Origin of the sequence: Bifidobacterium pseudolongum subsp. pseudolongum DSM 20099 (assembly GCF_000771225.1) — a bacterium.
In the GTDB taxonomy this organism is placed as follows: domain Bacteria; phylum Actinomycetota; class Actinomycetes; order Actinomycetales; family Bifidobacteriaceae; genus Bifidobacterium; species Bifidobacterium pseudolongum.
Genome location: NZ_JDTZ01000005.1, coordinates 69,519 through 83,208 on the forward strand (window position 1 = coordinate 69,519; position 13,690 = coordinate 83,208).

At 62.1% G+C, this 13,690-nt stretch carries 14 protein-coding genes and 1 tRNA gene; 7 read left to right on the top strand and 8 right to left on the bottom strand.

Going from position 1 to position 13,690, the window contains the following annotated elements:
* The first annotated feature begins 59 nt into the window (after window positions 1-59).
* Window positions 60-132: transfer RNA gene (locus OU02_RS04950), tRNA-Lys, on the top strand.
* A gap of 749 nt (window positions 133-881) precedes the next feature.
* Window positions 882-1,031 carry a hypothetical protein gene (locus tag OU02_RS08830; protein ID WP_155270063.1) on the top strand — a complete coding sequence of 50 codons (150 nt, stop codon included), beginning with the start codon at window positions 882-884 and terminating at the stop codon, window positions 1,029-1,031.
* Between the two features lie 14 nt (window positions 1,032-1,045).
* Here the strand turns inward: OU02_RS08830 and OU02_RS04955 are convergent, their stop codons facing one another.
* The 3 genes from OU02_RS04955 to OU02_RS04965 are packed head-to-tail and all read right to left on the bottom strand — an operon-like array spanning window position 1,046 to window position 3,890.
* Window positions 1,046-2,515 (bottom strand): ABC transporter ATP-binding protein, encoded by a 1,470-nt coding sequence (locus tag OU02_RS04955; protein ID WP_033489121.1) that lies wholly within the window; start codon window positions 2,513-2,515, stop codon window positions 1,046-1,048.
* 14 nt (window positions 2,516-2,529) lie between these two features.
* On the bottom strand, window positions 2,530-3,261 hold the full coding sequence (locus tag OU02_RS04960) for an energy-coupling factor transporter transmembrane component T (RefSeq protein ID WP_033489122.1): 732 nt from the start codon (window positions 3,259-3,261) through the stop codon (window positions 2,530-2,532).
* Complete coding sequence (locus tag OU02_RS04965; protein WP_051918352.1) at window positions 3,258-3,890, bottom strand: MptD family putative ECF transporter S component; 633 nt, start codon at window positions 3,888-3,890, stop codon at window positions 3,258-3,260. The genes OU02_RS04960 and OU02_RS04965 overlap by 4 nt, the downstream gene beginning before the upstream one ends.
* Before the next feature lie 358 nt (window positions 3,891-4,248).
* Here OU02_RS04965 and OU02_RS04970 point away from each other — a divergent pair, with 358 nt between their 5' ends.
* Genes OU02_RS04970 through OU02_RS04980 form a run of 3 tightly spaced genes read left to right on the top strand, consistent with a single transcriptional unit; the run spans window position 4,249 to window position 9,768 of the window.
* Window positions 4,249-6,978 (top strand): YhgE/Pip domain-containing protein, encoded by a 2,730-nt coding sequence (locus OU02_RS04970; protein ID WP_033489123.1) that lies wholly within the window; start codon window positions 4,249-4,251, stop codon window positions 6,976-6,978.
* A complete protein-coding gene (locus OU02_RS04975) occupies window positions 6,975-9,176 on the top strand; it encodes a YhgE/Pip domain-containing protein (protein ID WP_033489124.1) in 2,202 nt (733 codons plus the stop codon). Before OU02_RS04970 ends, OU02_RS04975 begins: the two co-directional genes overlap by 4 nt.
* A 10-nt stretch (window positions 9,177-9,186) precedes the next feature.
* Window positions 9,187-9,768 carry a TetR/AcrR family transcriptional regulator gene (locus OU02_RS04980; RefSeq protein ID WP_238552106.1) on the top strand — a complete coding sequence of 194 codons (582 nt, stop codon included), beginning with the start codon at window positions 9,187-9,189 and terminating at the stop codon, window positions 9,766-9,768.
* 443 nt (window positions 9,769-10,211) lie between these two features.
* Here the strand turns inward: OU02_RS04980 and OU02_RS04985 are convergent, their stop codons facing one another.
* Window positions 10,212-10,880, bottom strand: a complete 669-nt coding sequence (locus tag OU02_RS04985) for a phosphatase PAP2 family protein (RefSeq protein WP_051918350.1) — start codon at window positions 10,878-10,880, stop codon at window positions 10,212-10,214.
* Window positions 10,881-10,988: 108 nt separating this feature from the next.
* Between OU02_RS04985 and OU02_RS04990 the strand changes: the two genes are divergently transcribed.
* The gene (locus OU02_RS04990; RefSeq protein ID WP_022858152.1) at window positions 10,989-11,393 is read left to right on the top strand and encodes a hypothetical protein; all 405 of its coding nucleotides are present in this window, start codon (window positions 10,989-10,991) and stop codon (window positions 11,391-11,393) included.
* 184 nt (window positions 11,394-11,577) lie between these two features.
* On the opposite strand, the gene OU02_RS09025 is transcribed toward OU02_RS04990, so the two are convergent.
* The 4 genes from OU02_RS09025 to OU02_RS05005 form a co-directional block, all read right to left on the bottom strand.
* Window positions 11,578-11,769: a VOC family protein gene (locus tag OU02_RS09025; RefSeq protein WP_225531738.1), complete on the bottom strand. Its 192-nt coding sequence runs from the start codon at window positions 11,767-11,769 to the stop codon at window positions 11,578-11,580.
* A gap of 19 nt (window positions 11,770-11,788) precedes the next feature.
* Entirely contained in the window at window positions 11,789-11,962 is a 174-nt protein-coding gene (locus OU02_RS09030; RefSeq protein WP_225531739.1) for a VOC family protein, read from the bottom strand.
* Window positions 11,963-12,083: 121 nt separating this feature from the next.
* Window positions 12,084-12,332 carry a hypothetical protein gene (locus tag OU02_RS05000; protein ID WP_033489125.1) on the bottom strand — a complete coding sequence of 83 codons (249 nt, stop codon included), beginning with the start codon at window positions 12,330-12,332 and terminating at the stop codon, window positions 12,084-12,086.
* A 57-nt stretch (window positions 12,333-12,389) separates the two neighbouring features.
* Window positions 12,390-12,956: a GH25 family lysozyme gene (locus OU02_RS05005; protein ID WP_051918349.1), complete on the bottom strand. Its 567-nt coding sequence runs from the start codon at window positions 12,954-12,956 to the stop codon at window positions 12,390-12,392.
* Window positions 12,957-13,155: 199 nt separating this feature from the next.
* Here OU02_RS05005 and OU02_RS08725 point away from each other — a divergent pair, with 199 nt between their 5' ends.
* Window positions 13,156-13,548, top strand: a complete 393-nt coding sequence (locus OU02_RS08725) for a hypothetical protein (protein WP_152593146.1) — start codon at window positions 13,156-13,158, stop codon at window positions 13,546-13,548.
* Window positions 13,549-13,690: the final 142 nt, after the last annotated feature.

Genomic DNA, 13,690 nt, shown 5'->3' on the forward strand with positions numbered 1-13,690 from the left:
AGGCCGTCCCACACCCGATTTTGCGTTTTCGTGCGGTGGTTGTAGAATAGCGGCTTGTTGCCCCTCTAGCTCAACGGTTAGAGCAGCGTCCTTTTAAGTCGTGGGTTCAGGGTTCGAATCCCTGGGGGGGCACCGACAAAGGCCCCGAACCATTGCAATTCCATGGATTCAGGGCCTCACTCATATCACCACACATACGCATGACCGCACTGTTTGGGTGCACTTTGGGCGCACATTCAGCGATAAAAGCCCTATAGGCTCTCCAGCCCTCCCCACGCATCCCACTTTCCGCTGCATCCCAACCCTGCGTGGGAAAAGCCCGGTACAATACAGGAAAAGCCTAGGACTGACCTCCTAGAAAATCCCAAAGAATACCGCACCCCGCTTCTGGATGGCTGTCGGTGTCTAGTGGGCAGACGCATGCGGCTGCCATTTGTGCTTTGGGCGTCCGTCCGTGTCTAGAGACCAGCTATATGCAGCCGTCTTCGGCTTCTTGGGTGGTCGTCTGTGTCTAGTGGCTAGACAGGAGCAGTCACCACCCATACCCTAGATGGTCGTCGGCGTCTAATGGCTAGACTGAAGCGGTCACCACCCATGCTTTGGATGACCGTCAGTGTCTAGAATCCAGCCGTGGGCGGCCACGGCGATGACGAAAACGGCGAATATATTGCCAATATGATCATCATCCCCACCCAACACAGCAGTCCTTTCCGTTACCGGTAGCATCCTTTTCTGCTATGGGTAGTGCCCCTTCGCTACGGGTAGCGCGCCCGCAGCCAGCCGCCAGATACAATCGTTGGAAAATGGCGGCTCATAGACGCAGCGACGCCAAAAATACACTACCCGTAGCGAAAAGGCGCACTCGCCAGGGACAATCGAGGATGGCCAGGCCCTCCGACCAACGCTATCCCCATGATGCACCACACCAGCAAGAGGCGGACGGCTCCGGTACCGGATCAAGCGAATCCGACTCCGGCGAATCCTCCACGGAGTCGAGCGATTGGCTCATGGAGCTCTTCGAGATCGCCTGAACCCGCCAATCAACTCAATCCAGTGCGAGGATCCGGTCGCACCAGTGGGCGGCGAGCTCGTCGTCGTGCGTGATGACGAGCACCGCAACCCCGCGGTCGGCGAGCGCGCACAGCAGCGCGCCGACCTGCATCATGTGCGCGCGGTCGAGCCCGCTCGTCGGCTCGTCGAGCACCACGAACCGCTTCTTTCCCATCAACGCCACGGCAATCGCGAGCCGTTGCTTCTGGCCTCCGGAAAGGCTCATCGGGTGCCGGTCCGCCACGTCGAGCAGATCGAGTTCGGCCAGCAGCGCGTCGCATTGTTCGCGCGCGGCGGCGAGCTCCTGTTCGCTGCCGCCGCGCTGCACCGTTTCGAGCATGACTTCGGCGCGCACGCTTTCGGCGAAGAGCTGGTAGTGCACGTCTTGCATCACGAGTGCCGCGGCGCGCGAGAGCGCCGACGCGCTCGCCGGCTCGCCGCCGAGTTCGATTGTGCCGGCGAGCGGCGCCTGCAGCCCGCACAGCGTGCGCGCGAAGGTGCTTTTACCGGCGCCGTTATGCCCCATGATTCCCACGATCTGCCCGCCGTAGACATCGACGTCCGGAATGCGCCGACTGAATGCCGCGCCACGTCCGCGTCGAAGCATCCCGCGCGTGCGGTATCCCACTTCGAGCCCTCGTGTGCCGAGCACCGGCGCGCCTCCCGCCGGGCACTCCAGGTGCGAGAGGGCGGCGATCCGCGCGCGGTCCTCGCTCACGTCGAGCGCGCGCAACCCCCACGCCTCGCGCTGCGACGCCGGCAGTGCCTCGAATTCGCGTGCGGTGTAGGTGCCAAGCAGTTCGCCGCTACCGAACACGCAGTAGCGGTCCACGAGATCGGCGCACCATGCCAGCCGGTGTTCGGCGATTACAATCGCCACCCCGTCGGCTTTCAGTGCGGCGATCATGCCGTGCAGGCGCGCCATCGACGCGGCGTCGAGGTTGCTCGTCGGCTCGTCGAGCACCATGACCGCCGGTTCGAGCACGGCCGCGGACGCCACGGCGAGCCGCTGCTGCTGGCCTCCCGACAGGTTAACGATTGCGCGGTCGAGCAGGTCGTCGATGCCGAAGCGCGCCGCCACCTGCCGCACGCGTTCGCGGATCCGCGGCGCCGGCATGCCGACGTTCTCGCACGGGAATGCGAGTTCGTCGGTCGAACGGGCATGGAAATACTGGGTTTTGGGGTTCTGGAACACGCTGCCCACCACGCGCGCATATGACTCGAGCGGCGCACGGCCGGCCTCAAGGCCGCCGGTGCACGCGCGCCCGGTGAGCGCACCGGTGAAATGGCTCGGCGCAAGCCCGTTGACGAGACGCGTGACGGTGGTTTTGCCGCAGCCGCTGGGCCCGACGAGCATCACGAGTTCACCCGCGCGCACGTGCAGCGTCACGTTGCGCAGGGCGGCGCCTTCGCCGCTGTATGCAAACGTGCAGTCGCGCACTTCGCACAATGCCGTGCTGTCCACTCCCCTGTCCTTTCTCAGCCGGTGACCGCGGCGACCGCGAGCGGCGCCAGGCTCAACGCCACGGCGAGCCAATCCACCGCGCGCATGCGCAGTTCGACCATGCTCGACGGCTCGCCGGACGCGCCCAACCCGCGCGCCAGGCCCGCCACCGTCAGGTCGCGCGCCACGTTCGCCGCGTTCATCAACAGCGGCACCAATATGTATTCGAGCGAGCGCAGCGGATGCCGTGCCAACGCCATGCCGCCGCCAGCGAATCCGCGCAGGCGCAGGCTTTGGCGGATGAGCCGGTAATCATGGCGGATCGTGGGGAAGAAGCGCATCATCACCACCACGGGGATCACGAGCGCGTCCGGCGCGCGCATGCGGCGCATCGCGCACACCATGTCACCCGGGCGTGTTGTGGCGAATATGGCCATGCCGGCGGTCAGGCACGGCATCATCATGCACACGCCGGCCGCGGTGGCGCCGGCGATGTGCAGCCACGGCAGGCGGTCCACGCCGAGCGCGCTCGCCCATTCCACCGCACACAGCGCACCGTAGACGGCGAGCATGCGCGCACCAGCCGCGGCTTTGCCGCCGAGCAGCAGCGGCAGGGAGAACAGCGCGACCGCGAGCGATTGCGCGGCGGGGCCGGCGTGCAGGAACATGAGCACATTGGCCACGGCGAGCATGGCGAGCTTGGCGCGCGGGTCGAGGCGCAGCGAGCCGGTGTGGGCGCGGGCCACGCGCACCGCGGTTTGCGTCATTGCGCGACCCCGGCCTTGGCGAAGTGGCGTCGCATCAGCGTGAGGCCGAAGATGCCGCCCGCGAGCGCGCCGATGACGATCGCGAGCATCGCGCCGGCAAACGTGGCCATGTTGACGTGGTCGAACAGGCTCGCGATGTAGGCGGAGTCCTTGCCTTTGCGCTCAAGGCTCGCGATGTAGGCGTCTTTCATGAGCCACACCGGCAGAATCGGGCCGACGCAGCCGAACGAGAACAGCACGTAGCCGCCGAGGAGCGCCGCCTTGTTGCGGTAGGCGCCGAGGCGCGCCACGAGGTCGCCGAGCAGCGGGAACACGATGCCGGTGACGAGCGATGTGGCGAAGTGCCCGGAGACGAACAGGAACAGTCCCAGCACCATGCCCATCGTGGTGGTCGCGCCGAATGCGCGCACGCGCGCGTTGAGCAGCATGAACACCGGGCCCGCGAGCAGCGCGGCGAACGCGGGCAGCAGCAGGTTGCCGGCCACGCCGAAGATGATGTTGCTGACGAGTGCGCACAGCGCCACAATCATGAAATACAGTGCGGAGAACACGCCGATGTTGATGTAGTCGGGCACGGCGAGGCGGCGTTTGGTGTCTTGCGCGGTGGGCAGTGCGGACTGCTGGGTCATGCGTTGCGCTCCGTTTCGGTGGGGCAGCCCGGCGCGTGCTTGCTTGGTTTTGCGCGCCGCGAAAAGACCGTCATGCGGAAGACTGGCGTCTGCATGACGGACATGCGCTGCGTTGGTACGTGAATGATTCACAATCTATTGGCCACAAGCGTGTAAAACAAGAGTTTTGCGCAAAGAATCCCCATTAATTCCACAATGCGGACTGTATTGTGGAACTTGGCAGCGCATCACAGGTCGCCCACAGCACAACTGCGCGCACGCCTTCGGCATAACGCTACACTACCCGTAGCGCTACGTAGAGCGTATCGTTTATGATGGCCCTACGGCACTGTTCACCGTCCGGCAGAAGAGGAGACCCATGCGCAACATATGGTTCATTCTCAAGCGCGACCTCAAGCGCCTGGTCCGCGTACCCACGGCATGGGTCATCATCTTCGGCCTCACGTTCATCCCCGCACTGTACGCGTGGTTCAACATCGCCGGGTTCTGGGACCCGTACGGCAACACATCGGGCATCCGCGTGGCGGTGGCCAACGAAGACAAGGGCGCGGACAGCTCTCTGCTGGGCAAGATGAATCTGGGCGACCAGATCGTGGGCACCCTCAAGAAGAACCACCAGCTCGGATGGCAATTCATGTCGAAAGCCGAAGCCATGGAGTGCGTCGAATCGGCGCACTGCTACGCCGCCATTGTGATCCCCGGCGACTTCAGCGAAGCGATGGCCAACGTGCTCACCAGTTCCGGCACACGCCCGCAGCTCGACTATTACGTCAACGAGAAGGCGAACGCCGTGGCCCCCAAGATCACCGGCGTCGGCGCCACAACTGTGGACCGCCAGGTCAACAGCACCTTCGTCTCCACCGCCAGCAGCGTGATCAGCGGCATCGTCAACACAACCAACACGTCGATCAGCAGTCAGGCAGACAGCTCCGTGCAGCAGGCGCTCGCGCAGATCACCAAAACCAAAGACAACCTGGGCAAGACGCGCACCATGATCGCCGACCTGCGCACCACGCTGTCCAACACCAAAACCAAGACCGACGCAGCCGAAAAAGCGCTCGACGGCGTCACCGCTGCCGCCAACTCCGCCGGCACCGGACTGGCTACCGCCTCCAGCCTGCTCACGAAAACACAATCCGGGCTCAACGGCTTCACCGCAAGCGCCTCCGACCAGCTCGACAAAGGCAGCAACCTGTTCCTGCAGGCGAGCGGCCAGGCCACAACCGACGCCACACGCATCACGAACGGCATCCTCACCGCCAACGGCGCCGCCGGCACCGCGCTCAACAGCATGACGAGCGTCAACAACGACGTGGCGCAGATCATCGAAGACCTCAAGAATCTGCCAGACAACCCGTTCACCGAAGACATCAACCAGATCGTGGACGACCTGACCCGCGAAAACCAGAAAGCGGCGGCCACACTCGCCGCGCTCACCCAGCTCAACGATTCCACAAAAACCGCGGCCACCAGTGCGCAAAGCACGATCGACCAGTTCTCGCAGACCAGCACGAGCACACTGAACGCGATCAGTGGCGCGCGCAACACGCTCAGCTCGAGCGCGCTGCCACAGCTCAACGCCGGGCTGAGCGCGCTCGCCGGCACGAGCGGCACGCTCTCCGGCGGCCTGAGCGGCGAAAGCGCGCTCGTCGGCCAAAGCAAGATCGTGCTCACCCAACTCGGGAGCATCTGCGCCGACGCCGCCGATTCGCTCAAAAGTACCGACGCGCTGCTCGACACGTTCATCGGCAAACTCAACACGGTGGGCACCGATCTCGGCGCGCTCGCCAATGTGAACGTGCTCGACGAGATCACCGGCGACGGCGGCTCGCTCAACGCCGAGCGCATCGCGAATTTCATGCTCTCGCCGACCGTGCTGAAAACGCACACGCTCTACCCCGTGCACACCTACGGCTCCGCGATGGCGCCGCTGTTCACGAGCCTCGCGCTGTGGGTGGGCGCGTTCATGCTCATGGTGCTCATCAAGCTCGAAGTGGACGACGAAGGCCTCGCCGGGCGGCATGTGACGATGAACCAGACCTACATGGCACGCTGGCTGCTGCTCGCGATGATCGCGGGACTCCAGGGGCTCGTGTGCTCGATCGGCGACCTGGTCATCGGCGTGCAGACAGTGAACGCGCCCCTGTTCGTGTTCACCGCATGGTTCACCTCGCTCGTCTATGTGTCGATCGCGTACGCGCTTTCCGCCACGTTCATGCACGTGGGCAAGGCGCTCGTGGTGGCGATGGTCATGCTGCAGATCCCCGGTGCCTCCGGCCTCTACCCCATCGAGATGATGCCGCACTTCTACCGTGCGCTGTACCCGCTGTTCCCCTTCACCTATTCGATCGACGCGTTCCGCGAGACGATCGGCGGCTTCTACGACGGCCATTGGGGCAAGGTGATGCTCACACTGCTGCTGTTCGCAGCGCTGTCGTTCGCGATCGGGCTGGGGCTGCGCCCGCTCATGTCGAACTTCAACCACCTGTTCGCGCGCGAAATCGAGGAATCGGACATGATTGTGGGCGAGCAGGTGTACACGCCGGTGCACCGCTTCAACCTCTCGCTCGCGATCCGCGTGCTCGCCGACCAAGCCGGCTACCGCAAAGAGGTAGAGGAGCGCGCCCACCGATTCGCGCACCTCTACCCCAAGCTCATGCGCGGCGCATTGGTGGCCGGGTTCGTGGTGCCGATCGTGCTGTTCGTCACGTTCTCGTTCACCGACGGCACCAAGCTCGTCGCGCTCGCCACATGGATCGTCTGGATCCTGCTGATCATCACGTTCCTCATGGTCGTCGAATCGATCCGCGACAGCCTGCGCCAGCAAGCCGAACTCGGCACCCTCAGCGAACAGTCGCTGCGCGAGCTGATCCTGCACCAGGGCCTGCTGAGCGGCGGGCACAAGCATAGGCGCCGGTTCAGCGCCGTGATGGCCCAAGGGGCGCCCCACGGTGCGGACGAGGACGACGATTCCCCCGACGTCGAACATCTCGCGGACTTGGAAGACGCACTCGACATGAACCTTGACCAACTGCGCCATCGCCTGTTCGACGGCCGTAAGCACCACGAAGGGAAGCACGCATCATGAGCATGATCGGCAAGATCTTCGTCAGCGACGTCAAACACATCACCAGCAACATCGTCTCGATCATCATCGTGATCGGCCTGACCGTGATCCCCGGCCTGTTCACCTGGTTCAACGTGGCAGCTTGCTGGGACCCCTTCGCCAACACCCGCAACCTGCAGTTCGCCATCGCGAACGAAGACGACGGGTACAAGGGCGACCTGCTGCCCGTGCGCGTCGACATCGGCAGCCAGGTGATCAACACACTACGCGCCAATTCACAGCTCGACTGGACCTTCACCAAAACCGCGCAGGACGCAATCGAAGGCACCAAATCGGGCAAATACTATGCAGCCGTGGTGATTCCCAAAGGCTTCAGCAAGACGATGATGACGTTCTTCACGAACGACGCGCAGCACGCCACACTCGACTACTACAACAACGAGAAACTCAACGCGCTCGCCCCCAAGGTCACCGGGCAGGGCGCCGACGAGATCTCCGCGCAGATCAACGAGATGTTCGCCAAAACACTTACGGGCACCGCGCTCGACATCGCCTCGTCGATGCTCGATTCGCTCAGCAAACCGGAGGCGCAGAGCCGGCTGAAGGATTTCAACGCGAACATCGGCGAGCTGTCGGGCACACTCAACGAAAGCGCCTCCACATTGCGCGCGTACGCCGGCCTGACCGACTCCGCCCAGACGCTGCTCAGCAGTTCGCAGCAGCTCATCGGGCAGGCCGGCGACACCGCCGAAGACGCGGCGGGCAAAATGGGCGACGCCAAAAAGGCGGTGGGTGACCTGACCGGCGCGCTCGATACCTCCGTGGCGGCGGTCGGCGACGCGCTCGACGCCAGCTCAAGCAGCCTCGAGGCGCTTTCCGGGCGCGTCGACACACTGTTCAGCAGCGTGGATGGCCAAGCCAACGCCGCCGTGGCCGCGATCAAGGACCAGTCCGGCAACATCGCGGCGGAAAGCAAGGCCTACGCCGCCACACGCGACCGCCTGCAGGCACTCCTCGACGGATCGTCGCTGCCGGAAAACGGCTTGGTGCGCCAAGGGATCCAATCGTTCATCAACCGCCTCGACGCCGTCTCGAAGACGTTGGGAAATCTGGCGAGCACACTCGACGCGGCCGCCGCCGACATCACCGACCATGTGGATGTCAACGGCGATACGCGCGCGTCGATCAAAGACCTCGCCGCGCAGGCCGGGGCTGCGATCAGCGGCATCAGCGGCGACTTCGACTCGACGATCAAGCCTGACCTCGCGCAGATGAACAGCTCGTTCACCAGCGCGGCGCAGCAGATCAACACGAGCGTGGGCACGGCGAAGGACGCGCTCGGCGACCTCGACAGCGCGGGCGAGAGTGCGAAAACACAGCTGACGAGCGTGCGCACACTGATCGACGATTCCGCGACCGACCTCGAAAACGCCGGCAAGAAGCTCTCCGACTTCAACGGCCAGCTCAACAAGGCACTGACGACCGGGGACATGGGGATGGTCAAGCAGGTGCTCAGCGGCAATTCCAATGCGCTCGCCACCACGCTTTCGGCACCCGTGGAGTTGAAGACGAAGAGGCTGTTCCCGGTGGAGAACTTCGGCGCGGCGTTGACGCCGTTCTACACGTTCCTGCCGCTGTGGGTGGGGGCGCTGCTGCTCGTGGTCACGCTCAAGACGAGCCTTTCGGCCAAGCGCAGCAAGGAATTGGGCGACCCGAAGCCATGGCAGGAGTTCCTGGGCCATTACGGTGTGTTCGCCTGCATCGCGCTGATGCAGAGCACGTTCTCATGCGCCGGCACGCTGCTGTTCCTGCGCGTACAGTCGGTGCACCCCATGTTGTTCATGCTCACCGGCTGGTTCAGCTCGCTCGTGTATTCGTTCTTCACCTACACGCTTGTGGCAAGCTTCAGCAACGTGGGCAAGGCGATCGGCGTACTCTTCCTGGTCATGCAGATCTCCGGTTCCGACGCGGCGTACCCGCTCGCGATCCTGCCGAAGTTCGTGAGTGACCTCAGCCCGTTCCTGCCGGTCACGTATTCGGTCACGGCGTTGCGCGGCGCGATCGCCGGCATCTATGAAAACGACTATTGGATAGCCATGGGCAAACTCGCGCTGTTCCTGGTGCCGCTGCTGCTCATCGGACTGCTGCTGCGGCCAAGCTTGGGCAAGTTCAACGCATGGTACAGCGCCAAGGTGGAAAGCACGAAACTGGTCGGCTGAAGGGATGGGCATGAATATGAAAGAGACGAAAGAGCAGCAGCGCGAGCGTACCGACAGCAAGATCATGCGCGCCACGTTGGAGATCATCATCGCCCAAGGCATTGGCGCGGTCAACATCGAATCAGTGGCGCGGCGGTCGGGTGTGGCCAAGACCACGATCTACCGCCGGTACGCCAATACCGACGACCTGATCCGGCACCTCACGCTCACCGTGGCGCCGTCGCTGGATTTCTCCGCGCTCGAGCCGTCGCGTGAATCATTGCGCACCGTGTTACAGCACATCATCGACTGTTTCGACGAGGAATTCGAACTCAAGGCGATTGGCGTCGTGCTGTCTTCGGAGAACGCCCACTTGCGCAACATCGCGAAGAGTGTGATCGAGCCGGCGGCCGAACGGTTCTACGATTTTCTGCGCCGGGGCATGGCGATCGGCGCGTTCCGCGATGGGCTCGACGCGCCGTTCCTGTTCCAGACCGTGCTCGGTTCGATGCTCGCGTACAAGGCGCTCGGCACCTCGTCCGCGGCCCCGCACGCCGATTGGGCGGGCAACATGACGGGGTTGTTGTGGGCGTCCATCCGGCCTGCGCAATAATTCACAGAAGACTTTCAGAATTCTCCACCGTTCTCTCAAGACAGCCGTGGTTATATTGAAGACATCAGCCGAACAGCTGACATAACTGAAACCTTCTTTCTTCTCTTTCCTCTCTCAAGAGACCCGACCACTTCCCTTGGCCGGGTCTCTTTCGTTATGCGGCCAAACGGTTGGAGTCAGTATGTGCGGCCCTCACCGCCACGCTCCTGAACGCCATATGCCCCCTTATGATGGACGTCCCTGTCTGAGCTCAGACACAGGCTACCGCCGATTGCGCCCTACATAGCTGTTGGTGTCTAAGCTCAGTCACGGAAGGTCGCCACAGCTGCCCAAGATGGACGTTGGTGTCTGAGGTCACCCATAAACGTCCATCAATCGCGCCCTACACAGCTGTTGGTGTCTGACCATCGACACCAACAGCCATAGCAGATGAGGGCGGCGGGTTACGCAGCAACCTCATCGGCACCTGCACTCAGCGGCCGCAGCAGGGTGCGCCGCAGCACGGGTACCGAAAGCAGCGTCAGGTACGCGATCGAGAACAGACAGCCCGCAAGCACATCACTCGCATAGTGCACGCCAAGATACACACGCGTGAACATGATGACCGGCACAATCGCGCCCAACGCCACGATGAGCGCCCAAACAGCGGCGGTATGGCGCCGGTAGTGGTACAGCAGATAGATGAGGAATCCGTAGAAGGCGGTGGCTGCCATCGCATGCCCGGAGGGGAAGCTGAAGCCGCGCTCCACAACCAGATGCTCCACCGAGGGCCGTGGCCGTTGCACAATCGCCTTGATGACCTCGTTCAGCGCGGCCTCCACCGCCAGATTGAGCGCGATCGCCACACCGATGCGCACATGGTGGCGCACAGCAAGCACGATGAGCAACACCATGGCGATCACGATGAGCCCCACCGCGCTCGCAAGTTGCGTGAACGCACGGACCACCGGCGTGAGCCCCGGGCTGATCATGTGTGTGTGGATCCAGTCGTAGATGGCGGTGTCCATGGGCAGGATGTGGTACGTGTGCACGGCCACGCCGAGCGCGACGGCGCCGGCGAGGCACAGCACACCGAGAATCTGCCAGCCGAATCGTGAAAAGAAAGCATGCATAAGCGCCCACTGTACGCGCGGCGCGGCATGTCTGCGGGCAATGGGCATAATGGCGCACAGAGAGAGTCGAACATCAGTTCGATTGATTGATAAGGAGTGGATGATCCCATGCGTACGTGGAGGCGGTTCTACAGGCGGCACCGCATAGCGGTCACGGCGGCGGTGCTCGGGGTGGCGGCCCTCGTATTGGTGGGCCGGGTGCCCCTGATGCCCGACGCCGACGCGCTGTTCACACCGGTGAGCGGGGTGAGCACGCTCGTGGCGAGCCCGGTCGCCGGCGGTGCGCTGTTGTTCCGGCAACGCTCACGCAAAGCGATCCGCTGGTATGCGCTCGCGATGCTTGCGGGGGCCACGGCGCCGATGCTGTATGGCTACTTCCACAACATCCTGCCCGATACACCCATGCCATCGACGGTGGGCGACGTGGTGGCCATGCTCTCCTCCTTTGCCCCTGCCCTGCTGTTTGTGGGCGGCGCGCTGCTCGGCTACTGGCTCGCCCGCCGCCGTTGGTAGGCGCATAAAGGAAAAAGAAATGAGGCCCGGCCGAAGGGGTTCAAAAGCCGGGCCTCATAGAGAGGGAAGAAGAAGAGAAGATATTCAGTTTTCCACCAACCTTGCGGCCGGTGATTACATGGTACCCACCCCACTCTTGGCGTTCCTGTAAAGCAACCTCAAAATCCTCTGTGAATCGATGCGCTCAGCCGGTGATCTCCACAGTGTTGCCTTCCGCATCCAGAATGCAGCTTTCGTAATAGCCGTCTCCGGTGACGCGCGGACCGCTGATTTTCTCATATCCGTCCGCCACGAGCTGCGCGGTGAGTTCATCCACGCGCTCTCGCGAGCCGACGTTGAACGCGACGTGCGCATACCCACGCGCACCGCGATCCACCGGGCGCGCGATCGCGTCGTTATGCCATGACCTCCAGGCGCGTATTGCCGCCGTCGAATGTGATGAAGTACGACGAGAACCCGGTCCGCGGATTCTCATACCGCTCGCCGCGCACGCCGTCGAAATACTGTTCGTAGAAACGCGCGCCGCGCTCCAGATCCTCCACGTACACAGCCGCATGATCGATGAACATGTGCTCTCCTTACTGTTTTCGCCCTTCCATTGTATGGAGCCGCGCCGGCGGCTTTTCCGTCCACCGCACAAATCGATGTTGGATCACCTCAACCGGATTTGCCTACGACGTGCATCAGTCACTATCTGCGAATGCTGATGCCATCGTAATGCACCCCAAATGCAGCGGCCACATAGCCCGGCACCGCGGTGCACGTGGCGCATGCCACCGTAAGCCATACAGGCGCGTCAATCGCGGATGTGGTCACAGTCAGCACATACGCCACCACACCCATCACCATGCATGCCACATACACCACTGTGCGCGTACGCGGACTGAATGTCGGGGTGAAATCGTCATCGCTCTCCACATCCGCATGTGCATCATCCATCAGGCTCTGAGTATCATCCAATAAGCCTCACCTCCTTTCACGCAACAAGTCACCAAATCATGCACCGCGCATCACGTATTTGTTCCATGCGGCACGGTCGCCATAGAACACGTTGAGGTCGAGGTCTCCGGCATATCCAGGCAGTCGCCCATGCGACGAATACTGGCGCATCGCGCATGCATATGCGCCCTCGTTCCAAGGATGGGACTGGTAGCCGGTCGGCGCATCATCCGCGTACTGCGCCACCCACAGACCGCAGTCATGCCGGCTTGCCACCGGAGCGACGGATGCCATAGCCGACTGCTGCACATACACCAGGGGATGCACACCGGTTAGCCGGACATACCTAGACAGGAACCTATCCAGATACGCCGTATCACCCCATGCCGTATTGTCAGCAGCCTCCCAGTCCACAGCGGGCAGACCGTGATGCAAATAGCCGACCGTGTTCACTGCGAAGAACCGAGCCTCGGCTTCGGCACCGACTCCACGAATGTAGTGCATGTAGCCAAACGGTTTGCTGAGCGCAATGCATCGCTGGATTTTCGCGTCCGCACCCGTCCACACGCCACGCACGATCCCGTTGCCGGTGAACTCACCCGCACCCCATGTGGCCTGCACCACAAGGAAATCAAATGGTACCCGGCCAGGATCGAAATCTGCCTTCCAATTACTGATATCGATTCCCTGAATAATTTGTTCCTTTCATATTCATTCATATTCATGTCTTATCTCCGAGTAACGGCCACGAATGCCTCCTGAGTAGTCGCATGTTATACTACTTCCAATTGATGAGCAGCAACCATGGGAGTAGGTGATGGGTATGCGCCTCATCCACAACATTCATTTCCGAGATAAGTTAAAGCGCATTCGCACCGATCAATGGATTACGGGCATTCGGAAAGCACTTTGGTGGATGGGATTGTGCACTCAAGCGGGATGCATCTATCTGGCATTGGCCCACGGCGATTGGCTCGGGAGAGCAAAGCAAACAACTTGGGCAGCTTTCACCGCAGTATTGATTGCAGGAATAGCGAGCTGGTTTCTATGTGCTATTGCGCGAATAATCGGCGTGCGGTTTCCAACGTCCATCGATACCCGACAGAGTAATATAACTGATAAATCCCATCAAATATTAGCCACCGTCGTTACCGTCATCACTTTACCTCTCTCCCTCCCTCTCCTGCTTTTGGCTTTGATCACTGCATTTTATTAGCATTCGATGTCCGATCACAAAGCAAAATCCGCAATGACTCGTTATCTAGAATAATTTCGAGAAAACTATCTGCGATGTTCCTCATCTTCGTCGAAACAATGGGGGCATCAACACTTACGGAAACTGATGCCTCCATTGCTCT